The sequence below is a fragment of the Paenibacillus sp. J53TS2 genome, assembly GCF_018403305.1.
GTDB classification, from domain to species: Bacteria; Bacillota; Bacilli; order Paenibacillales; family Paenibacillaceae; genus Fontibacillus; species Fontibacillus rhizolycopersici.
In genome coordinates, this window is sequence record NZ_BOSK01000003.1 from 1 (window position 1) to 21,216 (window position 21,216).

21 protein-coding genes are annotated in these 21,216 nt (G+C 53.9%); 4 read left to right on the top strand and 17 right to left on the bottom strand.

Annotated features, from left to right (window positions below):
- Nucleotides 1–156 precede the first annotated feature (156 nt).
- From KJS42_RS07855 to KJS42_RS07870, 4 genes are all read right to left on the bottom strand, one after another.
- Entirely contained in the window at nt 157–723 is a 567-nt protein-coding gene (locus tag KJS42_RS07855) for an FAD-dependent oxidoreductase (RefSeq protein WP_193415892.1), read from the bottom strand.
- 58 nt (nt 724–781) lie between these two features.
- Nucleotides 782–1,099, bottom strand: a complete 318-nt coding sequence (locus KJS42_RS07860; RefSeq protein WP_068785129.1) for a winged helix-turn-helix transcriptional regulator — start codon at nt 1,097–1,099, stop codon at nt 782–784.
- Between the two features lie 233 nt (nt 1,100–1,332).
- The gene (locus tag KJS42_RS07865) at nt 1,333–2,415 is read right to left on the bottom strand and encodes a Gfo/Idh/MocA family protein (RefSeq protein WP_213622540.1); all 1,083 of its coding nucleotides are present in this window, start codon (nt 2,413–2,415) and stop codon (nt 1,333–1,335) included.
- Nucleotides 2,408–3,178, bottom strand: coding sequence for a sugar phosphate isomerase/epimerase family protein (locus KJS42_RS07870; RefSeq protein WP_155605589.1), 771 nt, complete (start codon nt 3,176–3,178; stop codon nt 2,408–2,410). The genes KJS42_RS07865 and KJS42_RS07870 overlap by 8 nt, the downstream gene beginning before the upstream one ends.
- Nucleotides 3,179–3,362: 184 nt before the next feature.
- On the opposite strand from KJS42_RS07870, the gene KJS42_RS07875 reads away from it, so the two are divergent.
- Nucleotides 3,363–4,184 carry an AraC family transcriptional regulator gene (locus tag KJS42_RS07875; RefSeq protein ID WP_193415890.1) on the top strand — a complete coding sequence of 274 codons (822 nt, stop codon included), beginning with the start codon at nt 3,363–3,365 and terminating at the stop codon, nt 4,182–4,184.
- A gap of 79 nt (nt 4,185–4,263) precedes the next feature.
- Here the strand turns inward: KJS42_RS07875 and KJS42_RS07880 are convergent, their stop codons facing one another.
- Nucleotides 4,264–4,959: a TerC family protein gene (locus KJS42_RS07880; protein ID WP_213622541.1), complete on the bottom strand. Its 696-nt coding sequence runs from the start codon at nt 4,957–4,959 to the stop codon at nt 4,264–4,266.
- A gap of 454 nt (nt 4,960–5,413) precedes the next feature.
- On the opposite strand from KJS42_RS07880, the gene msrB reads away from it, so the two are divergent.
- Nucleotides 5,414–6,394, top strand: a complete 981-nt coding sequence (gene msrB / locus KJS42_RS07885) for a peptide-methionine (R)-S-oxide reductase MsrB (RefSeq protein WP_155605503.1) — start codon at nt 5,414–5,416, stop codon at nt 6,392–6,394.
- Between the two features lie 58 nt (nt 6,395–6,452).
- On the opposite strand, the gene KJS42_RS07890 is transcribed toward msrB, so the two are convergent.
- Entirely contained in the window at nt 6,453–7,022 is a 570-nt protein-coding gene (locus KJS42_RS07890; RefSeq protein ID WP_213622542.1) for a CGNR zinc finger domain-containing protein, read from the bottom strand.
- Nucleotides 7,023–7,156: 134 nt separating this feature from the next.
- Here KJS42_RS07890 and KJS42_RS07895 point away from each other — a divergent pair, with 134 nt between their 5' ends.
- Complete coding sequence (locus KJS42_RS07895; protein ID WP_193415886.1) at nt 7,157–7,639, top strand: DinB family protein; 483 nt, start codon at nt 7,157–7,159, stop codon at nt 7,637–7,639.
- 24 nt (nt 7,640–7,663) lie between these two features.
- On the opposite strand, the gene KJS42_RS07900 is transcribed toward KJS42_RS07895, so the two are convergent.
- On the bottom strand, nt 7,664–8,326 hold the full coding sequence (locus KJS42_RS07900; RefSeq protein WP_155605506.1) for a YitT family protein: 663 nt from the start codon (nt 8,324–8,326) through the stop codon (nt 7,664–7,666).
- A 445-nt stretch (nt 8,327–8,771) separates the two neighbouring features.
- Here KJS42_RS07900 and hmpA point away from each other — a divergent pair, with 445 nt between their 5' ends.
- Nucleotides 8,772–9,986 (top strand): NO-inducible flavohemoprotein, encoded by a 1,215-nt coding sequence (gene hmpA / locus KJS42_RS07905; protein ID WP_213622543.1) that lies wholly within the window; start codon nt 8,772–8,774, stop codon nt 9,984–9,986.
- Nucleotides 9,987–10,059: 73 nt separating this feature from the next.
- On the opposite strand, the gene KJS42_RS07910 is transcribed toward hmpA, so the two are convergent.
- The 10 genes from KJS42_RS07910 to KJS42_RS07955 form a co-directional block, all read right to left on the bottom strand.
- Nucleotides 10,060–10,572, bottom strand: a complete 513-nt coding sequence (locus KJS42_RS07910) for a Crp/Fnr family transcriptional regulator (protein WP_155605508.1) — start codon at nt 10,570–10,572, stop codon at nt 10,060–10,062.
- A gap of 148 nt (nt 10,573–10,720) precedes the next feature.
- Nucleotides 10,721–11,647, bottom strand: a complete 927-nt coding sequence (locus tag KJS42_RS07915; RefSeq protein ID WP_244868416.1) for a hypothetical protein — start codon at nt 11,645–11,647, stop codon at nt 10,721–10,723.
- A gap of 15 nt (nt 11,648–11,662) precedes the next feature.
- On the bottom strand, nt 11,663–13,003 hold the full coding sequence (locus tag KJS42_RS07920; RefSeq protein WP_213622752.1) for a nucleotide sugar dehydrogenase: 1,341 nt from the start codon (nt 13,001–13,003) through the stop codon (nt 11,663–11,665).
- Nucleotides 13,004–13,071: 68 nt separating this feature from the next.
- Nucleotides 13,072–13,884, bottom strand: coding sequence for a response regulator transcription factor (locus tag KJS42_RS07925; RefSeq protein ID WP_155605510.1), 813 nt, complete (start codon nt 13,882–13,884; stop codon nt 13,072–13,074).
- 134 nt (nt 13,885–14,018) lie between these two features.
- Nucleotides 14,019–15,416 (bottom strand): glycosyltransferase family 2 protein, encoded by a 1,398-nt coding sequence (locus tag KJS42_RS07930; RefSeq protein WP_155605591.1) that lies wholly within the window; start codon nt 15,414–15,416, stop codon nt 14,019–14,021.
- 43 nt (nt 15,417–15,459) lie between these two features.
- Nucleotides 15,460–16,215 carry a hypothetical protein gene (locus KJS42_RS07935; protein ID WP_193418589.1) on the bottom strand — a complete coding sequence of 252 codons (756 nt, stop codon included), beginning with the start codon at nt 16,213–16,215 and terminating at the stop codon, nt 15,460–15,462.
- Nucleotides 16,216–16,240: 25 nt separating this feature from the next.
- On the bottom strand, nt 16,241–18,487 hold the full coding sequence (locus tag KJS42_RS07940) for a hypothetical protein (protein ID WP_213622545.1): 2,247 nt from the start codon (nt 18,485–18,487) through the stop codon (nt 16,241–16,243).
- A gap of 704 nt (nt 18,488–19,191) precedes the next feature.
- Entirely contained in the window at nt 19,192–19,527 is a 336-nt protein-coding gene (locus KJS42_RS07945) for a YolD-like family protein (RefSeq protein ID WP_213622546.1), read from the bottom strand.
- Nucleotides 19,524–20,759, bottom strand: coding sequence for a DNA polymerase IV (locus KJS42_RS07950; RefSeq protein ID WP_155605513.1), 1,236 nt, complete (start codon nt 20,757–20,759; stop codon nt 19,524–19,526). The genes KJS42_RS07945 and KJS42_RS07950 overlap by 4 nt, the downstream gene beginning before the upstream one ends.
- Entirely contained in the window at nt 20,756–21,142 is a 387-nt protein-coding gene (locus KJS42_RS07955) for a YhjD family protein (RefSeq protein ID WP_213622547.1), read from the bottom strand. Before KJS42_RS07955 ends, KJS42_RS07950 begins: the two co-directional genes overlap by 4 nt.
- Nucleotides 21,143–21,216 lie beyond the last annotated feature (74 nt).

The following is a 21,216-nucleotide window of genomic DNA, read 5'->3' on the forward strand; positions in this document are numbered from 1 at the left end:
CCTCGATTTCCTGTACAATGGCTAACTTCTCTACGTCGGTAAGCTTTTTATTTGGCATGAAAAATGCTCCCCCTCACGGTAAACAGGTTTTATTATTTCACCTGTCTACAGTAGGGGGAGCATATCATCAGGAGGCCTGTCGTATGTTCTTATTTATCACTTAAGTACGTCGTGATCAACGTAACGCTCGCCATTCAGCTCACTGATCAGCTCGATCGCAACCTTCGCACCGTCACCGGCGGTGATGATCGTATGCACGCTAACCCCAGCAACCGTTCCTGCTGCCCAAACGCGCGGAATGCTCGTACGGCCCTCGCCATCGGTAGCAATCACGGTTTTGATTCTAGGTTCCCGGCCATCCTTCAGCTCCAAGCCGATAGCGCTTGCAAGATCGGTTAAGGCACCGGTGGCTAATACGATATGGGACGCTTCATAACTGCGGCCGGATTCGGTCTTGACAGTCACTTTCGATCCGCCGTTGGTATCTACGCCCGTCACTTTTTCTTCAATGAATTTCGCGCCGAATTTCTCCGCTTGCTCCCGCCCGATCTTTAGAAGATCCGGTCCGGAAATATCCTTCGCGCCGTAATGATTCTCGATCCATGCCCGTTTGGTCATGCTAGCGTTGCTGTCCAGAACGAGCGTTTCTTTACCCGCTTTGGCCAAGAAAAGCGCTGCGCTGGCTCCCGCCGGTCCTGCTCCGATAACAATTACCTCAGCCACAAGTACACCCACTTTCTATTGTTTTCATGCCGCCCGCTCTCCGGTAACGGCATGCCGATCACTTGATCCACTCCGTTGCCCAAGCTTGAACTTCATCCATCACCGGACGAAGCGCACGCCCCTTTTCGGTCAATTCATATTCAATACGAACCGGTGTCTCAGGATAAACGTGACGGATCAGAATCCCTTCACATTCCAAATCCTTCATCCGCTCCGACAACATTTTATCGCTCATGGAAGGAATCTGATTGGAAATATCCTTGAATCGTTTTGGCCCGCTCATCAGCGTATTGATGATCAAACCGTTCCAACGTTTGCCGAGAAACGAAAAAGCCGATTCAAAACGCGGACACATCGCATGAGAATGCTCATCCATAAAATTCACCTCGTTATCATTGCCCGCCTAAAGGCTTAAGACTTACATTTTGTTAGTATATTTCATATTAGCACATTTGTCCTTGGAAAGTAAGGGGGTACCCTTGTCATTTGAAAAACGGCCGCCTTGGCGGCGGCCGCTAATATAGTATATTACGCTGGTTGTAACTTATACCCCTGCATCTCGGCGGCTGAATCCGTTACCATTTACGTTCACCAAATCGATGGGTAGTGTTAATCAAAATAAACCGTTTTTCCCGTTCTCGCCGACTCATAAATGGCTTCTAAAATTTCCGTTACCACGAGCGCTTGCTCCGGCTTAACGAGCGGCTCCTTATCCTCAAGAATGGCCTGCACCCAAGCTCTCGCTTCGCGAGTGGCATCGGTTTCCTGCTTGCCTTCGAAAAAAGCGACGCCGCCCGAGCCCAAATCGACCTTCGTCTCGTACAAACGGCTCAATTTCTCGCCATTGAGACGAAGTCCGTTGGTCATATCCGCTCCGCCTTCCGTGCCGCACAGCAACGTTTTGGCTTCGCCGATTTCAACCACATTCAGCGCCCAGCTTGATTCAAGGATGATCGTAGCGCCATTCTTCATCGTGATGAAACCAAACGCGGAGTCCTCCACTTTAAATTCTTCAGGATTCCATGGACCGAACGCGTTCGCCGCATTTTCGCGGTTCCCGAGCTTATGGAAGACGGAGCCGGTGACGCTCTTCGGCTCGTAGTTGTTCATCAGCCATAAGGTAAGATCAAGCGCATGGGTACCGATGTCGATCAGTGGACCGCCGCCCTGCTTCTCCTCGTCCAGAAATACGCCCCAAGTAGGCACCGCCCGGCGGCGAAGCGCCAGCGCCTTGCCGAGATAAATGTCCCCGAGTTCGCCATTTTCGCACAGCTCTTTCAAGTACAAGCTATCGTTGCGGAAGCGGTTCTGGTAAGCGATCGTCAGCTTTTTGCCCGTGCGTTTGGCCGCATCGAGCATTTGACGAGCCTGCTCAGCCGTTTTGGCCATCGGCTTCTCGCACATCACATGGCGGCCGGATTCCAGCGAAGCGACGGTGATTTCCGCGTGGGAGTCATTCGGCGTGCAGACATGCACGACTTCGGCATCGCATTCCGCTAACAATTGGCGGAAATCCGTATAAACCTTGGCGCCTTCCGCGCCATATTGTTCCGCAGCTTTGGCTGCGCGCTCCTGGACGATGTCGCAGAACGCGACCATTTCCACCTCAGGCTGCTGAGCTAGGCTTGGCAAATGCTTACCGTTCGCAATCCCGCCACAACCGATGATCGCGACTTTCAACGTTTTAGACATGAAGCTTACCCCCCTTTTCCGCGTAGGCACGCACCCACTCCATGCTTGTTTGGATGCTGTCCAGCGGATCAGCGGCGCAATAATCCTGCTCCACGATCAACCATTTTACACCTGCTGCGATCGACGCATCGCCGATGTCCGTAATGGCGATTTCTCCGCGGCCCAACTCAACCGTTTCCGGAGAACCGTCCGCTTTCTTAACCAAGTCTTTCCAGTGCACCAGCGGAAGCCGCCCTTGGTATGTCGCGATATATTCCAGCGGATCCGACCCGGCAAACGCAACCCAGCAAGAGTCGAGTTCAACCTGCAGCAAGGATTCGGGAACTTGCTCGTATATCGCATCTAGCGCCGGTTTGCCCTCGTGCTGCAACGTCAGTTCAAAATCATGGTTATGATAGCAAAGGACCAAACCCTCTTCTTTGCAGCGCTCTCCGAATATTTTCAGATCCTCGATGATTTCCGACCAGCGGTTGCGATCCTCCTCCGCCAAATAAGGAACGATGATATAACGGCTGCCAATCGCTTTATTAAACGCCAATTCCTCATCCAAGGCTTCCTTCAACCGGTTATATGGAGTATGCGCACCGATCGCGGTTAAGCCCGTTTCCCGCAATATTTCCTGCACCTGCTCTACCGAGCGACCGTAAAATCCGGCAAACTCCACACCTTTATAACCAAGTTTCGCCACCTTGCGCAGCGTTCCCTCAAAATCCTGCTCCAAATGATCTCTTACCGTATACAACTGCAAACCAATCTGCGTCATCTTCTCGTTCACCTCATCCATAGTTGTGGTATAACCTAGAACTCCATTCATGCCATCAGATGGATCCATATAAAGCGCTTTCCATGTACCATGGTATTTCAAAACGCTCCGTTGTAAAATGAATAATATGATTGAAACATGAACAATCTGGTCATTTTTTTCGAAGACCCTGTGGAGGACACCAATGAAGGAAGAAGCAAACCTGCAAATTTTGCATGCCGGCTATTCGCTGCACCGCAAGCCATTCCACACGACGCAAATAGACGGACACGAAAATTATCTCATTCGCCTGCAAACATTAGGCAAATGCCGTTCGCGATTAAACGGGCGGCTAGAGCTTTTGGAACCCGGCGATTTGCTGCTGTTCGCCCCTGGGGATCCCTACGAGCTGAAAATTGAAGCGGAACCGAACAGTACAGGGGAACCGGCGGTTTCCAGCGGCGATTACCATATTTTTTTATCTGGGGAATGGATCAAAGCCTGGTGGAACCGCCGGCCGCTTCCTCATCGACTGAAGGTTCCCTTGTCCGAGGGCATCGTTGGAACCTTCCGTCAGATCATGCTGGAGCAGCGCCGCATCTCCAACCCGACACCAGAAATATCCGAATACTATTTAAAGATCCTGTGCATGGAGATCGAACGAAATTTACTGGAGCAGCCGCAACCTACCTATCCAACCTATCTTGCCCACCGCCTGAAAAATTATATCGAAGAAAACGCTTCCACTCCCTTTAAGCTGGAGGACGCCGCAGTCCACGTCGGCATCAGCGTGTCGCGGGCGGTGCATCTCTTCAAGCAGGCGTTTGGCACCAGCATGATTCAATACACCCTGGACGTGCGACTGAACATGGCGCGCGAGCGGATCATCTTCAGCCCCTTATCGCTTGAGCACGTTGCGGAGAGTTCCGGTTTCCCGAGCTACAATTATTTCCACAAAGTTTTCCGCAAACGTTTTGGGATGTCTCCCAAACAATTCCGCCAAACCTCCCGTGACAATGGCGCATAGTGTTGGGTCTGCCTGAAATGCAAACAACGCCGTAGGCGGCCATTGTAACGGCCGCCCGCGGCGTTGTTCTTTTTTACCCTTAACCTCCGTTGGTTTGCGGTATCGCTTGGCGAAGGCGCGCTTTACGCTTCTTCATTTGGGTGCCAAGCAGCACCACCGCAGCGATGACGAGAATCTCGAATCCGTATTTGATCCAAGGGCTGGCGAACCAATCGTGGATCAGCGGCTCTTCGACGATCATCTTGGCTGAGGTCCAAGCCAGTACGGCGGCACCGATCGTGATCACGATCGGATAACGTTCGGTCAACTTCAGAATCATCGTGCTGCCCCATACCATAATCGGTACAGAAACGGCGAGACCGATAATGACCAGCAGGGTGTCCCCATGCGCTGCACCCGCTACGGCTAGCACGTTATCGAGGCCCATCATCGCATCTGCGATAATGATCGTACGGATGGCTGCCCACATTTGGTTGCCTGCTTTTATTTCGTGGTTCTTCTCCTCGACCAGCAACTTATAGGCGATCCAGACAAGAGCAAGGCCGCCGGCGAGTCGTAATCCCGGGATGTTTAGCAGCTGCACGACAAGCAAGGTCATGATTACCCGGATCACAATCGCGCCAATGGTCCCCCAAATAATGACTTTTCTCTGATCCTGGTGAGGCACGTTACGGGCGGCAAGGCCAATAACGATCGCGTTGTCTCCGGCTAGGACGAGGTCAATCAGGACGATGGATAATAAAGCCATCCAAAATTCCGGCGAAAATAAATCCATATTCTCTCCCCTTTCTAATTTCCATGCAGCGATCCCACTTTTTCCGGAAAAACCGCCTCACGACCGACCGCTGACTTTGTTGTAAAGGTAGTGTGTCAGGCCTACGGACAATTGATGCGGTAGGGATTACGGGAACAATCCCCATCAGTGATCCAAAAAAAATACGCCGTGTCCGTATTGGGCACGACGCAATTTATGCATCAAAAGAGACCTTCACCCAATACTCGCTACGGGCAAAGGTCTCGCTAACAACATTTCGTTGCCAATAAAGCCGGGGGTATGTATACTCCCGTAATGACGACTTTATTGTAGCAGCTACTCCCCTTTGGGAACCATGCATGTTTAATGGAGTTATTATAGCACGTACTCCAGGAGAGCACCAGCCTTTTATGCAAAGCGTTTTGGGTTTGGTGCAAAAACAAGTTATAATAAGGAGCGAAACGGAGGGATCACAATGAGTCCAGCGTCAAATTCCAATGTCAAACTGGCCACTTTTGCCGGAGGTTGCTTCTGGTGCATGGTTTCGCCATTCGAAGAGCTGCCCGGCATTCACGGGATTATTTCCGGATATACCGGCGGTCATACGGTTAATCCAACTTACGAGCAGGTTTGCGCCGGACACACCGGCCACTACGAAGCCGTGCAGATCACGTACGACCCGGCCGTGTTTCCTTACCGCAAGCTGCTGGAGTTATATTGGCAGCAAATCGACCCGACGGACGAAGGCGGCCAATTTCATGATCGCGGCGAATCGTATCGCACCGCGATTTTTTACCATGATGAGGAGCAGCGTCTGGAGGCAGAGGCTTCTAAGCAAGAGCTTGCGCAAAGCGGTCGCTTTAACAAGCCGATCGTCACACCGATTTTGCCGGCGGCGCCTTTTTATCCTGCCGAGGAATATCATCAGCAATATCACAAGAAAAATCCGGGCCATTATAAGCTGTACCGCAAAGGCTCCGGACGCGAGGACTTTCTGGAACGCCACTGGTCCGGCCCGGAGGATCCAGAGGAACTGAAGCGCCGGCTGACCCCGATGCAATACGAGGTGACGCAAAACAACGCGACCGAGCGGCCGTTTACAGGCGAGTACTGGGACCACGAAGAAGAAGGGATTTATGTCGATATCGTCTCCGGCGAGCCGCTGTTCAGCTCCCGCGACAAATACGACGCAGGCTGCGGCTGGCCCAGCTTTACGCGCCCGCTCCGCAGCTACCACGTCAAGGAAAAAACCGATACGAGTCACTTCATGATCCGCACCGAAGTGCGCAGCCGGCTGGGCGACTCCCACCTGGGCCACGTCTTCGAGGATGGCCCGGAACCAACGGGCCTCAGATATTGCATTAATTCCGCGGCGCTCCGCTTTGTACCGTTAGCGGATCTAGAGAAGGAAGGGTACGGAGAATATCTTTACCTGTTCCAAGATACGCAAGAATAAAGAAGCTAGTACAGAACAAGGCTGCCGATCCCGGCAGCCTTGTTCTTTTGGGAGAGGATCATGATTCTTCGCCCCGCTCCTCTCCGGCCTTTTTACGGGCACGAAACCGCCGCACCTTCATGAGGTTGCCGCACATTTTATCATCGCAGTATTTTTTCGTTCGATTTCGCGTATCATCATAAAAAATCCAGCGGCAATCAGGGTTATCGCACACGCGAATCCTTCCCGTCTCTCCCCCAAGTAAGGTTTCGCCGAAGCTCGCGGCGATTTCCGCCCGCACATGGCGCCAATCCTCCGTTACCGGAACATATACCAGCCGAACCGCTCCCGGCCGGCCAATCAGACGACGGCTCACTACATCAAGCGCTAAATGCTCGTTGAGCAGCTGCCAATCCCCATCTTCCATGCCGCCGCCGTCCGCCAATTTGACGGCTAGCAGATGCAAACGCTCCCGAAAATGACGCATTGCCGAAGTTGCTTCCGCAGGCATCGGTACGGGTGCGGCGAGATGCCAGTCGCTAAGGAATCGCTCTTGCCAAGCCCGTAGTTCCAGCCGATCTTCGCTGCGTCCGCTTCCCCGCCAGTCATGCCATTGGCTATTTAGAAAATCACTCCATAATGTCTCCAACTCCGAAGGCCTCCCCCAAGATGTAACGACCAAATCTATAAATGAATAGTTACATTCTTGCCATCTTCTGCTACAATACCATTGTAACCCTTTAAATATGGATTAGCCAGTTACAATGACGAGGAGGAGATCAGATGAGCGTAAGTGCCGTGGATTTACTTGTACTGCAAAAAGACAACACTTGGGAATTGGAGGAGTGGATCGTACCGTTGTCAACGGCTTTGGCAGGCACGACCGCCGAGCAAGCCATTTGGGCTCCGCCGGGCGGCGGCAACACGATATGGCAAACGGTCAGTCATATTAATTATTACAACGAGCGGATGCTTAGCCGCCTAAAAGGGGTGGAGCCGGACGCTCGCGTGGAAACCAACGAGGAGACCTTCGCTGGCGGAACGCCGGATGAAGCCGTGTGGGCAGAGGTGCTGGCGGAAACGAAACGGATTCAGCTGGAACTGCGCGAGGCGATCGCTTCCTTATCCAATGAGGAATTGGAAGCGCCTTACGCGAATACGAACGAATCCGTGGGACGCGAGTTCTCCCGCTGGATGCTGCATGATGCCTACCATGCGGGACAAATCGTGTTGATTCGCAGGCAGCAGGGTTCCTGGAGATCCTGAGAAGTCAAAAAAACGGCCCGAGCCTTAAGCTCGAGCCGTTTTCTCTTTCATTGGGTAAGGCAGACGCATCGGCGCCAGTTGTCCCTGTCCGTAATGGACGGTCCAAGTAATCATTTTCCCAGCGATCAGCACCGCCAATATCGTAAACATGGTTTCTTTGAATGGTAAATATAACAAGGAGACCGTCAGCACGACCGCATCCATGATGATAAACATCGTACCGATTTTGATGCCGGACCACTGGCTTAGCAGCATGGACAGAATATCATCCCCGCCGCTCGCTCCACCTGCCCGCAACACGAGTCCTGCCCCGAAACCGGTCAAGAGCCCTGACAATAACGCAGCCAACGGCAAGTTGTTCTGCAGGTTCATCGTCAATGGCGAGTATTTCTCGCACAGCTCGTAAACCAGCGAGAACGTCAGCGAAGCCGCCACCGTATTGATCACGAACTTATGGCCTTTCAGCCACCAGGCGAGTACCACGATCGGCAAATCCAGCGCGATCATCGTCAATGCCGGAGGCAGGTTAAACAGGTATTTGCCAAGCAACGCTAGGCCGACAAATCCGCCTTCCGACAATCCGTTCTGAAAATTGATGTGGTAATACGTAAAAGCCAATAAACTAGATCCTAGCAACATCGTAAATAATCGAGTACCGTACGTTTGCCATCTTGCTTTTGTCCTCATTTGGAATCCCTCTTATCGTAGTTTGGTTGACCATCCGGCAACACCCTACGGAGCAGATCCATGAGGAGTTCATCCTTCGCATGATTTCACGCTTCTTTCGTAGGTTTGTCGCCAAATTACCGACTAGCCACGAAAGGAGCTAAGTATAAGAGAGATCACAACGTTTCCAAATCGTCCTTTGGGATTTCGTCCTTCGGGGACACATGGTATCCTGATCCTTTCTGTTAGAATTTCTTCTATTTATATTATACCACATATCTGATCATGACTGCACGGGACAGCCTACAAGCTTTTTTGTTTTTTAGCGAATAATGTGATACTTGTCATTGCATTTTAGTAACAGTTCACATTTTGGCAACTTTCAATGTGACAGAAGTCACCTTTTTACGTGCTGACGCTTCCTATACTGAGGTGGAACGAAATTTTCTAGAAAGAGGGTTCACCCATGCTTGACGCCAAAACAATTGAGATTATCAAATCTACGGTACCAGTTCTTGAGATCCATGGACAAACCATTACGAAAAACTTCTATCAGACGATGTTTAAAAATCACCCCGAGCTGCTGAACGTATTTAACCATGCCAATCAACGTCAAGGTAAACAACCTACGGCGCTGGCCAATGCGGTTTATGCCGCCGCCGCCCACATCGATCGTCTGGAAGAGATTCTCCCGGTCGTTCGTGGGATTGCCCAAAAACACCGGGCGCTGGGGATCCAACCGGAGCATTACCCGATCGTCGGTGAGAATCTGCTTGCGGCAATCAAAACGGTGCTTGGTGACGCAGCAACCGATGAAATTCTCGATGCCTGGGGCAAAGCCTATGGCGTGATTGCTGACGTGTTTATCAGTGTAGAGGCCGAGATGTATCGTGAGACAGCGGAGAAAATGGGCGGTTGGCGCGGATTTCGCCGCTTTGTCGTTGAACGTAAAGTCCCCGAGAGCGATGTGATCACCTCGTTCTACCTGAAGCCGGAGGACGGCAATGAGATCGCCTCCTACTTGCCGGGACAATATATTACCGTCCGCGTAAAGCCGAAAGGCCAGGAATATACCCATCTGCGCCATTACAGCTTGTCTGCGGCACCCGGGCAGCCCTATTACCGAATTTCGGTGAAGCGTGAGGAGGCCGCCGAAGATCGCCCGGCGGGTGTCGTTTCCACCTACTTGCACTCCCATATTGGGGAAGGCGACGTGCTTGAACTCAGTGCTCCAGCCGGTGACTTCACATTGGATCAAACGCAGAACCTGCCGCTTGTGCTGTTGAGCGGCGGCGTTGGCCTCACCCCGATGGTCAGCATGCTGGAAACAGTGCTGCAAAGCGGAGCCAAGCGAGATGTCGTCTATATCCACGCCGCCCGCAGCGGCAAACATCATGCCATGAAGGAGCACATCGACGAACTCGCACAGACCCACGATAACCTGCGCTCTTACACCGTATACGAAACGCCGGAAACCGGCGATAGCAGCGACAAAGCCGGTTACATCGATCTTCCTTGGCTCAAGACGGTCACAACGGCCGATAGCGACTTTTATTTCTGCGGACCGGTACCGTTCATGAAGGCGGTTCGACGCGCCTTGAAGGAATGGGGCATTCCGGACGAACGGATTCACTTTGAATTTTTCGGCCCGGCGGACAGCCTGGAAGATACGATCAACTAGTTCCCTGAAGACCAACAAAAAGCGCGGACACGGGAAATCTCCCCTCGTCCGCGCTGTTGTCATCTATTCAGGTTTAGGCCCGTTCGTGTCCATGGCCGCGCAACAGCCGGTTGACCGTTTCGCGCCGCACGCCGATCAGTTGGCCGATTTCCTCCTGGGTTAAGTAATCGGTCAAGGGTACGCCATGGGCGTGCTGACCCAGCCATTTCGTCAGCAGTTCCAGCCGTTCGGCCGGCGTGCCGACCGTTAAATGGTCAAGCCGCTCTTGCATGAAACGTACCTTCTCCTGCAGGAGCTGAGCAACCTCAAGCGGTTTCTGCGGATCCTCCTGAAGCTCGCGATACCACACCTGAGAAGGAATCGCCTCTACCTCACTGCGCATCAAAGCAATCGCCGTCCCATGCACCTCTTTCGGGGTGATCAGGGAGTGATGGGGCACGGTTTCCCCCGGGTACAAGATATTAAACAAGACCATGTTCCCGTTCTCATGCAGTCGTGTCACTTTGAACAGTCCGCTTTTGATATGGTACAGAAAAGAACCGTCGTCCCCTTGCCGGAACAAGATTTCGCCTTTATGTAATATCATGACAATCTCTCCATTTCTTCAAAACGCAATTATTTTTATTATAGCAAAAATGGGGAAGGCTGTCCCGAACGTCCTAATGCGAAGATCCGGTCTTTCAGGGGGGCGAGCAAAAGGCTGTCCCGTCTATATCTAGGGGACAGCCTTCGGTTTAAGGCCCACTAAGTTTACTGTGCCAAGCCTCATAACTATGAACGGCAATACCGGCAAACGAGTTGTGCTTGCTTCCCAGTTCCTCCAACCCTTTCATCTCCCGGTTCAGCGAGGCAAGCGGCTGTTTATGGAAGGAAATGCCAGGCCCTTCCCGACTTTCGCCCACCTCGACGCCAACCCATACCCGCTTATTTTGCCGATCCGCTTCATTCAGCGTGCGCTTCGAGATTTCATAGATGCGGCCTGCGACATCCCGATACGCCATGATCGCCAAATAATCGAACTGGTCCACCATCCAATTGCCAAGCGGCAACTTCAGAGTCCCGCTCGGGTGGTCGATCTGGTCCAGCCAGAACGGAACGGCCGCACCAATCGCGAGCTCATTATACCTCGCTTCTTCCGTCCAGGCGCGGACGCCTTCCATCCACTGTTCCACCACGGCTTCCTGATCCGTCTGCCAGCGGTCCAGCAAATAGGGCTCGACGTCCAGCTGTACACCGGTAAACCGCTCTTCGGCCCTCGCTTCCCGGTTGTAATCGACCACCCACTTCAGAAACTCCTCGGCCTCGTTCCTGTGCTCCCGCAGCGCCCAATCCGGGTGGCCGCTTAAGGCATGCACCTGAATGCCGGCTTTAGCAGCGGCTCGGATGAAGCTACGATAGCTCTCCTTCCCCACCCCGCCGCCGATCTGCAGAAAGAGGGTGTCCACGCCCTGCTTGCGTGCAAAGGCCAGCACCTCGCCGGGATGCTGTTCGATGACCGTGGTCTCCCAGATCCAGGTGGCTTTCGCTTGTGAACCCGATGGCCGGATAAAAGCCAATAAAACAAGCAAAACCATCATTAGCATCCCGCCGAACGCAAGCAGGGCTGGCCGCTTGCTTCCCGGAAAGGCCCGAAGGCGAACGAATATCGGCTTTCTGAACATCAAGCTCCTGTCCTTTTATCCTACGATCAGCGCAGGAGACTCTTCGTTGACCTGCGCAACGGAGTGTCCAATCTTGTAGACATGCGGCAGCGGATACTCACGGAACGCATTACGCGTATCGACGATCGGCACGCCGAGGCGGGCGATCCCCTCATAATCGAAATTGCTGTGATTGGTCACCAACACGATGCAGTCGTAGGCCTTGAATTTGTCGAGCTCGTAAGCAACGCTGTGCACGACGCCGCCCGATTTTTCACGGAAGCTTGCCGCATACGGGTCATAATAATCCACTTTGGCTCCGCTATCCTTAAACAGCTCGTACACCGACAAACCTGGGGATTCGCGCAGGTCGGCGATATCAGGCTTGTAAGCCATGCCGAGTATGAGAATCCGGGATTTCTTGATCGATTTAGCGTATTCGTTCATGATTTTGGACGTCTTGTTGACGACGTAATATGGCATGTTATCGTTGGTTGACTGCGCCAGCTCGATGAACTGGCTGTAGAAACGGAAACCCTTCGCTTTCCAGCTCAGGTACATGGGGTCCAGCGGAATGCAGTGACCCCCGATGCCAGGTCCCGGATAAAACGGCATAAACCCAAACGGCTTGGTCTTCGCCGCATCGATCACTTCCCAAATGTCGATGCCCATGCGGTCGCACATCATGGCCATTTCGTTGACAAAGGCAATGTTGACGCTGCGGAACGTATTCTCCAGCAGTTTGGACATTTCCGCTACTTTAGGCGAAGAAACCGGCACGACCGTTTGGACATACCGGGAATACAGTGCCTTCCCCAAATCCAGGCAGGCCTTCGTCGTTCCTCCGATGACCTTCGGGGTATTGAAGGTGTTGAATTTCGAATTCGATGGATCCACCCGCTCCGGTGAAAAGCAGAGGAAGAAATCTTCGCCAGCCGTATACCCCAGCTTCTCCAGTTCTTGTTGGATCAGCTCTTCGGTCGTCCCCGGATAGGTTGTGCTTTCCAGCGTGATTAGCATGCCCTTCTTCATGTATCGTTTCAACTGATCCACCACGGTGACGATGTAGGAGGTATCGGGGTCCTGGTTTTCGCTCAGCGGCGTCGGCACGCAGATACTGACCGCGTCAATTTCGGACAAATTCGCATAATCCGTGGTTGGAAGAAACCGTCCCGTCCCCATCGCTTCCGCCAATGTTTGGGAAGAGATATCGTGGATATACGAATCTCCACGTAGGATTTTATCGATTTTCGCGACATCAAGATCGATGCCAACCACCCGGAAACCCTGCTTTACCATTTCGACCGCTAGCGGCAGTCCGACATAGCCTAGACCCACAACGCCCAATACGGCGGTTTTCGATTCAATCGCATTCATCAGCTTCTGGTAATGATTATTCACAGGTTTCTACCTCCATTTTTTGTCTGTAATTGATTCGGGTCAAATTATTGGATGCAACGCCGAATTCGGGCATCCAGCTCCACCGGGGAAAACGGCTTAGTGATGTAATCGTCCACCCCGTTTTGGAAGCACAAGCTGATCGTCTTCTCTACGCGTTGTTCCGTCAGGACGACGATACTCGGCATCTCCTCGCCGCTCGCCTGCTGGATTTGATGTATATAAGGCAGACCGTCGATGCCGTACAAGTTCAGCTCCGTCAGTACCAGATCGGGCTTCCAGTCGGTGATCAAATCCAAGGCGGTGATGCCGTTATCGGCTATCATCGTCTCATAGCCCTGCATATTCAGCCGGATTTGTAGGAATTCGCGTACCGCCGGGTCTCCCTCTACGATCAGGATCCGGCTTTTTACGAGCAACAAGTCCGCTTTCGTAAAAATATGGATATCATCGGAGTAATTCTGCTTGGCTTTCTCCTCCATTTGACTCAGCAGTTGCGGCGTGATTTCCTCCCGTGTAGAGAAGCTGGACAGCGCCATCCGCGGACGATAATCGGCAATGCGCTCCTGTAGCTGCTGCTTCAGCCGCAAGCCTTGATAATGGACGGCATCCAGCGCCAGGCCCGGCAGTAGTACCGCCACGCTCCCCGGCTCGTCTCCGCCCCATACATCAAACTGAAGTCCCGGTTCGGATTCCAGAATTCCCCGCACTTGGGAAGCCACGTAAGAGGGGCCGCCTGCGGAATAAATGAACAGCACCCCGTTCACCTCGTTGGCCGTTTCCCTCACGCGTTGTTCCATGTCGGCATATAAGCCGGATCGTTCCGTTTGGTTTTGCAGTGCCATCAGGTTTGACATCATTCATTCCCGCCTTTCTTCTTCCGTAAGTTTATCCTTGTTTGGTTATTTCGTGGATCCAAGCCTTCCCTTTACCCTATCATCCCCTTTCCGGCCACCGGCCGCGAAGCGGGGGGAGGAGGAGAGATGCCCGAAGGCTATGCGGATTTGGCCGGTTTCGCCGTTTTGGCGGCCGCCTCCCCTTTGTCCTGCCAGCTTTGGCGGGTCATCGTCCCCCAGGAATTGTTGTTGCGCAGAAACTGGATATGCCCTTGAATCCGCCACAATCCCCCGAGCTGTGCGTAACCGAAAAACTTGAACGCCGAAAACAACAGCAGCTTGCACAAGTCCGACAGCTTATTGAACCGCTTGAACGCGAGTTCCTCAAGGAGTAACGCCCCGATGCTGAGCACGTAACCGCTGAGGAAGTTGATCAGCCAGAACACCGCAAGGACCCGCCAATGCGTCATATCGAGCAACGTGTACCCGATCAGGGCGAGCAGCCCGGTAACTTTGAAATAAGGGTTTAATGCTTCAAAAATGATGTTGTACGGCATCGTCAGGAGCCCCATCACCTTGTATTTCGGATTGAAGGCCATGTCGTAGTTCTCGATCATGTTCTTCAGATTACCACGGCCCCATCGCTTGCGCTGGTTGGACAGAATCCGGTACGTATCCGGCGCCTGCGTCCAGCACACCGCTTCCGGACAAAATGAAATACGGTATTTCAACTTATTCTCCAGCATATAACGGTGGAGCTTGATGATGATGTTCATATCCTCGCCGGGATACCCTCCGCGATAACCGCCGACGGCGATGACATAATCCTTGCGGAACAGGCCGAACGCTCCCGACACAATGATTAGCCCGTTGATCGAGCTCCAACCGATCCGCCCTCCGAGGAACGCCTTCAGATATTCAGTAGCCTGGAACATCGGCCAGATTTTACGGGGCAGCGAAACTTCCTTCACCGCCCCGTTCTCGATCACGCAGCCGTTGGCGATTCGCACGTCGCCGCCGATGGCGACGGTCTCCTCCGGGTTCTCCATATACATGCGGGCCATCCGGATCAACGCATCCTTCTCCAGCAGCGAATCGGCATCGATCGAAGAGATGAGCGGATAATGCGACAGGTTGATGCCGGCATTCAGCGAATCGGCCTTGCCGCCGTTGGGCTTGTCGATGACGTACAGATGTGGATACTTCGGGTTATGGTACACCGCCGTAATCGGTTGGCAGTCGATCGTGTGACGGATGTCCGGATCCGGCAGCAGCATCAACTCGAATTCGTCCCGCAGCACCCCCAGCGTGTTGTCCTTGGACCCGTCGTTAATCACGATCACTTCGTAAGTCGGATAATTCAGGGTCAGGAGGCATTTGACGTTTTCGATGACCGTGATCTCCTCGTTAAAAGCCGGCACCAGCAACGAAACCGGCGGTACCAGTTCGGAACCGGACAACGTGTTGTATTTCGAATAGGCAGCCCGGCGGAAGATCGTAAGAATTTGCCGGAACGAAAAGGTCATGATCGAAAAATAAACCAAGTTGACCGTCATGACGTAATACGTCGCAAACAGGCCATAGATCAGCAAAATATCTCTAAGCAGTGGTCTCCCTCCTCTCAAGCGCAAAAGCAAATCGTCCCAGTGCCGGTGCCTCCTCCGGCACTTCTTGTCCTCGCATCGCAGCCAGCGCCACCTTGACCAAATCCTCGTTATCCTCCTTCAACAACTGGAGCAGAAGCCGGCTCGCATCCAGCCGTGTCTCCATCAGGATATCGGCGGCAAGGTGATGAATCGGCTTGCCGTGGCGCAGGAGATGGACCAGCATATCCCTAAGCTGCTGCTCCTGTTCCGCGCTTTTGGCGATCGAGCGGGCAAGCACGATGCTCAGCGGACTATATTTCTGATGCTTCAGCATCTCCAGCAGCCGCGGCACCGCTTCGGCCGCCCGCATTCCGCCGAGGCGGTAGGCAGCGGCGATCCGCCGCCCGTAAAACAAGCTGTCGAGCAACTTCAGGTCTTCCCGGACAAAACCGGCGTTGTAACATAAAGCGATCAGCTTCTGCTGCAAATCGCCCTTAAATTGTTCGATCCACTCGGTTACCCGTTGCTGGATCACCCGCCGCTCCAGATCCCCAAGCTTGCCGGGCGGTAGCGGAAGCTCCTCGGCATCGCCCAGATGGGCTTGGAGAAACAGGAAGTAATCCTGATGCTTCCGCTGATATTCCTTCGTTTTGCGCTGAATGCGCAAATGCCGGATTTTCATATAAAACAAGAGCAGCATGCCTATGCCGATCAGCCCCAGGCATACATAAATAAAGGCAATTGCCAGTCCAAGATGCTGACCCGCCATCCTGTTTTCCTCCTTTCGGCGCCAGTTATTCTCCCGTCGTTCGCCGATCCGGCAAGCTTTGGTAGAACGCCTGCAGGGCGTAATAACCGGACTTGAGCCGTTCGGTATACTGCACGGTTTCCCATGGCTGCCACACGTATTTCGGGAATGCGTCCAATGAGACGTTTTCTCGGGTTTCTCCGCTTTCCGTTCCCGGACCCAGAACCCCCGCTTCGCCCCGCTCCATGATCCATGGAATTAGGGTCAGGCCGTCCGATTCGGTCGTCGAGAAGGCCCGGTCCTCCTTCAAAGGCCGGTAGTCAATCACTTGCCGCGAGCTAGGATCCGCAAAGCCCAGCAGCATCCAGGGAATGCGCAGTTCTACCTCGTTGCCGCTGTACTGCCAAGAAGCAAGCGAGTTGAAATCGGCGTTTCCCGGATCGGTGGTGCCGCGAATCAGCTTACCGACGGTCATGTCCCGGAACGGATGAGCGAAGCGGGTGTCGGGCGGCGTCATCGTCAAGCTGACCGCCAGCTTCCAAGGTTGAAACTCTACAGTTTGCTCCTCCGTAGGATCGTCAAGCATCCAATATCCGTATCGCCCGTAAAGCCGGCGATGGAAATCGTAACTTGGCGCCGTCAGCACTTCGGTCTCCTCGTCATTTCCGATCTCCACGATCGCCTCCAGGCCGTCGCTCAGCGTTCGCCCAGGCAGCTCCGCCACCGGCTGATTCCCACCGGGCTGCGTATCTGCGCCAAGCCGGATCAACCGCTTGGCCGGGTCGAACGGGTCGCTTAGCTGAAGACCCACGTAGACATAAGCTTCGTCGTGCGTGACCTGCAACCGGTCGATCCCTGCCGACGGACGATCCCAGGCATGGACCTCCCCTTCCGGCAGGGATTCCCAATCCTCCAGCTTGCCGTCGATCATGAGGTCGTCCTCTTTACCAGGGCCCATCGACAACAGACCGAATTGTTTTTCATTGGTCAACACGTTTAGCCAAAAAGCGCGTCGATCCTCCGGGATCTCAAACCGCATCGTATTCCACGTTTTCTTGAACCATTCATCCTGCCACATGAACAAGATGGCACCGGCATACCCCGTATCGTAAATATCCTTCGTCAGAGAGACGTTGATCTCTCCCTGCTCTTGCTCGTTGTGGCCGCCCTGATTCCGTCCGCCCCGTCCGAGGTGGGAGACGCCCAGCGAGGAAGGAACGCCATATTCGGTAATCATCACCGGGATGTCCTTATAGTAATTTTTCAGTTCCTGCAAATAAGCCTTGTAGGTGTTGAAGTCCCCATCCCCATCAGGGATCGTCTCCAGCGTTTTGTCTAGATGGAAAAAGTCCGGATAATACGGGTACGCATGATAAGCGGCGAAATAACCCGCTTCCCATTCCACGGGCCGAATATGCGTAGCGTCGACGCTGGCCAGGTCCTCCTCGAACAACGGTTCACCGGGATGCTGCAACACATCCGTCGTCACCCAGTTCGTAAACGTGATGGGATGCTCCCACCCGTACGCGCGTTCCTTCTGGGCGGTGTCGTCTACCAGCTCTGCCAGCCAGCTCTCGAATGGACTCGCCTCGTCTGTCGCCGTGAAATGCTGCCCTTGATACGGCGGAAGTTCAGCGTGCTTGCGGTTCGTGTTATCCACCATCTCCGGGTCCCATTCGGTGCCGATATGCCAGGCCATCAGGTAGGGACCGGCATTTGCGGTATACTTGCCGCCCGACGTTCCCGGCTGTTTCGGGACCTTCAAATCGCCGTAAACGGCTTTAACCGCCTTTTCGATCTCTCGGTGAAAAGCCTCCTTAATTCCGGGAATGTAAGCATCCTGCTGCTCGATTAACTGCTCCTCCGGCGACCAGATGCCTTGGATGAAATAGAGGGGGTCCTTCCCCTTGTCCCGGTTGTATTTAACCAGAGACTTGTAGAACACCGGATTATGCACCGTATAAATTCGAATCACATTTGCGCCCATGTCATCAATCTGCTGGAACCAGCGCAAGTAATCGTCTTCCGTAATCGGAAATTCCCCGGGAAAATATCCCGGCACCGTCGCCCCCAGGTTGACGCCTTTGACGAACAACTCCTCCCAACTGCTTTCGCCGTCATAGGCGAGAAGTTTGTCGCCTTCGGTACGGAACTTCAGCTCCGTTCCGTCCTTTGCCGCATAGCTGTAATGAGGCGGCGGCCAATTTAGAACGGCCAGAACCACGCAGCCTGCGATGAAGACGCCCGCCAGGACAAGCCCCATCGCCAACCTTTTTTTCGCTAATGTCGTCATCGGATTACCCTTATTTCACCTCGCTGTTCTTCTTTTCGTGCTCGTTCTGAACAACCGAATCCCCCGGCCGCACACCGACATTCCCGAGGAGCACAGCGTCCTATCGAACGGCCGCTTTCTATGCAGCTATACAGGTGATGATTCAGTATGGCCGATTCGCACCTCCGCTTCTCAAAATCACTATTTATCATGAACCAAGCGCCCCTATCATGTAACTAGGCTAATGGGAGTGTTTTACAGCTGGGGCTGTTTTCCGGGGGAGACGGATTTTCGGCATCTCTGTCCCGCTTGGTCATTTCGTGATATTAGACGTACAAAATTCATCTAGGTTTCGCTCAATTTTTACACCCTTTTCCATAATGGTTACAAAATTGATACCAAAGTCTTGTCTGAAAATCGCGTCATTCTGCGGTTTTCCACGATTTTCTAAGGTTACAGCCCTTGTCAAAAAAAGCTTCCCTGGTCCCAGCCTGGGACTAGCGTTTTTCCGTCGTTTACGATGACGGATTTTCGTCGGGCCATCCCGCCTTGTTCGGCGACTTCCTTCCTAAAAAATGACGTTTTTCCGCCCTTTTCCATCTTGGGGCTCGAAATACAGATTTCACCAGACGTTAACAAAATAAGCTCCCCATCCGCCAGCGGCAGATCAGCAGCTTAATAGATTTACCTTCGTTTAACGCGGGCTTTACCCGTCGTTGACTTGCCTAATCGGTCTCGGCTCCAACAATGTCCGCGAACGCGATCCACTCGGGACCGGCCTCGGTCTGAAGGCGCGCCTGTCGCCCTCCGGGGTCGACTCTCGTCACGGTTCCTAGGACCTCCCGCCCCTGCCATTCCCCGAAGAGATGCAGGCGCACCGGCTTCCCGGTCTGCAGCGAGGTCGTGAGAAGGCGTGAAATCCGCTCAAGTTCCTGTTCGTCGAGGAAGGACCGCGCCTTGCGCTCCTGGCTGTGGTTGCCCCGCAAAATCGCCTCCTTGTGCTCCGGCAGCATCATCCGCGACGACTCCCATAATCCGTTGCCATACAGCTTTCCTTTCATCGGTAATGCCCTCCAATCTTGCCGGCTCGATCCCGCGCCTGACCGGCACCCGTCAGCGATACCGCGCGAAAAATCGCCGATTCCCCATAACGACGTTTGATCTCGTCGGTGGCCCGTTCGAGCGCTTGGTATCTCGGCCGTTCATCGAACAAGGTCAGCTGGTATTCGTCGTCCCGCACCAGCCCGGTTAACGTGACCCCCACCTTACGGACCGGCTGGCCGTCCCAATGACGGCGGAACAGCCGCATCACCCCGTCGTAAACCTGCATGGTCACGTTGGTCGGATCGGGCAGCTTCATCTGCCGGTAAAACCCGGTCGGATGGTCGAAATCCGCCCCCCGGCAGCCAACGCTGACGACCCCGCCCATGTAGCCCTTTTCCCGGCACCGGCGGCAGACAAGCTCGGTCAGCTCCAGCAGCGGTACCGCCGTCTCCTCCATCGAATAGTAGTCGCGGGGCAACGTCATTTCATGACCGATCGACTTCTCCCCCTGATGGCTGTTCGGGTCGACCGGCGAGTCGTCCATGCCGTTGGCCAGTCGCCACAGCACTTCGCCGTTGACGCCCCAGCGCTGCCGTAGCCGCGCCAGCGGTAGGTTCGCCAGCTCCCCGATCGTGCGGATGCCCATTCGCAGCAGATGGCGCTCCATGCGGGAGCCGACCATGAACATTTGCCGGATCGGCAGCGGCCATAGCACCTTCGGAACGGCTTCACGAGGCAGAACGTACAGGCCGTTTGCATTTTTCTTGGCGAAATTGTCGCAGGCCATTTTGCTGACTGCCTTGTTGTAGCTGATGCCGAAACGGCTGTAGATGCCGGTCTCGCGGCGGATTTTCTGCTGAATGGTCAGGGCCAGCGTCTCCGGCTCGCCGAACAGCGACAGGCTGCCGGTCACGTCGAGATGCTGCTCATCGATGCTGTACGGCTCCACCAGATCGGTAAACTGCTTCATGATGTTCGTGATCTGCATCGACACGGCGATGTACCGCTCCATACGCGGCCGCATCACCACCAGGTCCGGACATTTTGCCAAAGCCGTGCCCAGCGTCTCCGCCGTTGTCACTCCATACTGTTTGGCCAGCGGACAAGCGGCCAGCACGATCCCCGAGCGCCGTTCCGGATCCCCGGCCACGATCAGCGGGCGGTTCTGGTGCTGCGGATGATCAGCCTTCTCCACGCTGGCGTAGAAGGATTGGCAATCCGCCATCATGATCACGCGTTCCGATTTCATGAGAACATCCCCTCTTTCGTTACATCCATCCCGAGATAGCTGTAAAGCCGGCTGATCAGCTCCGCTTTAACCAGCCCCCACAGCATGGAAAACTCATACGTGTAGCCCCGGCATAAATAGCGGGCTTCAATCCCCAGGTTCGTCCGCCGCTCCTCAAACACCTTCAATCCATGCTCGCGCATGCTTTGGCGCACCTGGGTCAGATCGGCGGTTGCGGCGTTCTGAAGCAAACCGATCAGCCCCTTATACACCTGCGGCAGCTTCAGCGAAGCCGACGCCAAAATGCGCCGGTCCCGTTCCAGCGCATCGAGCAATAGGGGAAGCAGCACGTATTGCTTGATGATCTCCGCCTCCTCCTGCGTTTGCCAAGGAACCGGGCTCATGCCGCTCCCTTCTTCATGCTGTCTGTCATAAACTCACCCTCTAATCAGAACGTTTGTTCCTATTATATTCATAA

Excerpts from the sequence above, each read along its gene's own strand:
- KJS42_RS07925 (WP_155605510.1), bottom strand. The coding sequence starts at position 13,884 with ATGATGTCAAACCTGATGGCACTGCAAAACCAAACGGAACGATCCGGC.
- KJS42_RS07920 (WP_213622752.1), bottom strand. The coding sequence starts at position 13,003 with ATGAATGCGATTGAATCGAAAACCGCCGTATTGGGCGTTGTGGGTCTA.
- KJS42_RS07945 (WP_213622546.1), bottom strand. The coding sequence starts at position 19,527 with ATGAAAGGAAAGCTGTATGGCAACGGATTATGGGAGTCGTCGCGGATG.
- KJS42_RS07860 (WP_068785129.1), bottom strand. The coding sequence starts at position 1,099 with ATGGATGAGCATTCTCATGCGATGTGTCCGCGTTTTGAATCGGCTTTT.
- KJS42_RS07875 (WP_193415890.1), top strand. The coding sequence starts at position 3,363 with ATGAAGGAAGAAGCAAACCTGCAAATTTTGCATGCCGGCTATTCGCTG.
- KJS42_RS07955 (WP_213622547.1), bottom strand. The coding sequence starts at position 21,142 with ATGAGCCCGGTTCCTTGGCAAACGCAGGAGGAGGCGGAGATCATCAAG.
- KJS42_RS07870 (WP_155605589.1), bottom strand. The coding sequence starts at position 3,178 with ATGACGCAGATTGGTTTGCAGTTGTATACGGTAAGAGATCATTTGGAG.
- KJS42_RS07865 (WP_213622540.1), bottom strand. The coding sequence starts at position 2,415 with ATGTCTAAAACGTTGAAAGTCGCGATCATCGGTTGTGGCGGGATTGCG.
- msrB (WP_155605503.1), top strand. The coding sequence starts at position 5,414 with ATGAGTCCAGCGTCAAATTCCAATGTCAAACTGGCCACTTTTGCCGGA.
- KJS42_RS07935 (WP_193418589.1), bottom strand. The coding sequence starts at position 16,215 with ATGGCGGGTCAGCATCTTGGACTGGCAATTGCCTTTATTTATGTATGC.
- KJS42_RS07915 (WP_244868416.1), bottom strand. The coding sequence starts at position 11,647 with ATGTTCAGAAAGCCGATATTCGTTCGCCTTCGGGCCTTTCCGGGAAGC.
- KJS42_RS07910 (WP_155605508.1), bottom strand. The coding sequence starts at position 10,572 with ATGATATTACATAAAGGCGAAATCTTGTTCCGGCAAGGGGACGACGGT.
- KJS42_RS07950 (WP_155605513.1), bottom strand. The coding sequence starts at position 20,759 with ATGAAATCGGAACGCGTGATCATGATGGCGGATTGCCAATCCTTCTAC.
- hmpA (WP_213622543.1), top strand. The coding sequence starts at position 8,772 with ATGCTTGACGCCAAAACAATTGAGATTATCAAATCTACGGTACCAGTT.
- KJS42_RS07895 (WP_193415886.1), top strand. The coding sequence starts at position 7,157 with ATGAGCGTAAGTGCCGTGGATTTACTTGTACTGCAAAAAGACAACACT.
- KJS42_RS07880 (WP_213622541.1), bottom strand. The coding sequence starts at position 4,959 with ATGGATTTATTTTCGCCGGAATTTTGGATGGCTTTATTATCCATCGTC.
- KJS42_RS07930 (WP_155605591.1), bottom strand. The coding sequence starts at position 15,416 with ATGACGGTCAACTTGGTTTATTTTTCGATCATGACCTTTTCGTTCCGG.
- KJS42_RS07900 (WP_155605506.1), bottom strand. The coding sequence starts at position 8,326 with ATGAGGACAAAAGCAAGATGGCAAACGTACGGTACTCGATTATTTACG.
- KJS42_RS07940 (WP_213622545.1), bottom strand. The coding sequence starts at position 18,487 with ATGACGACATTAGCGAAAAAAAGGTTGGCGATGGGGCTTGTCCTGGCG.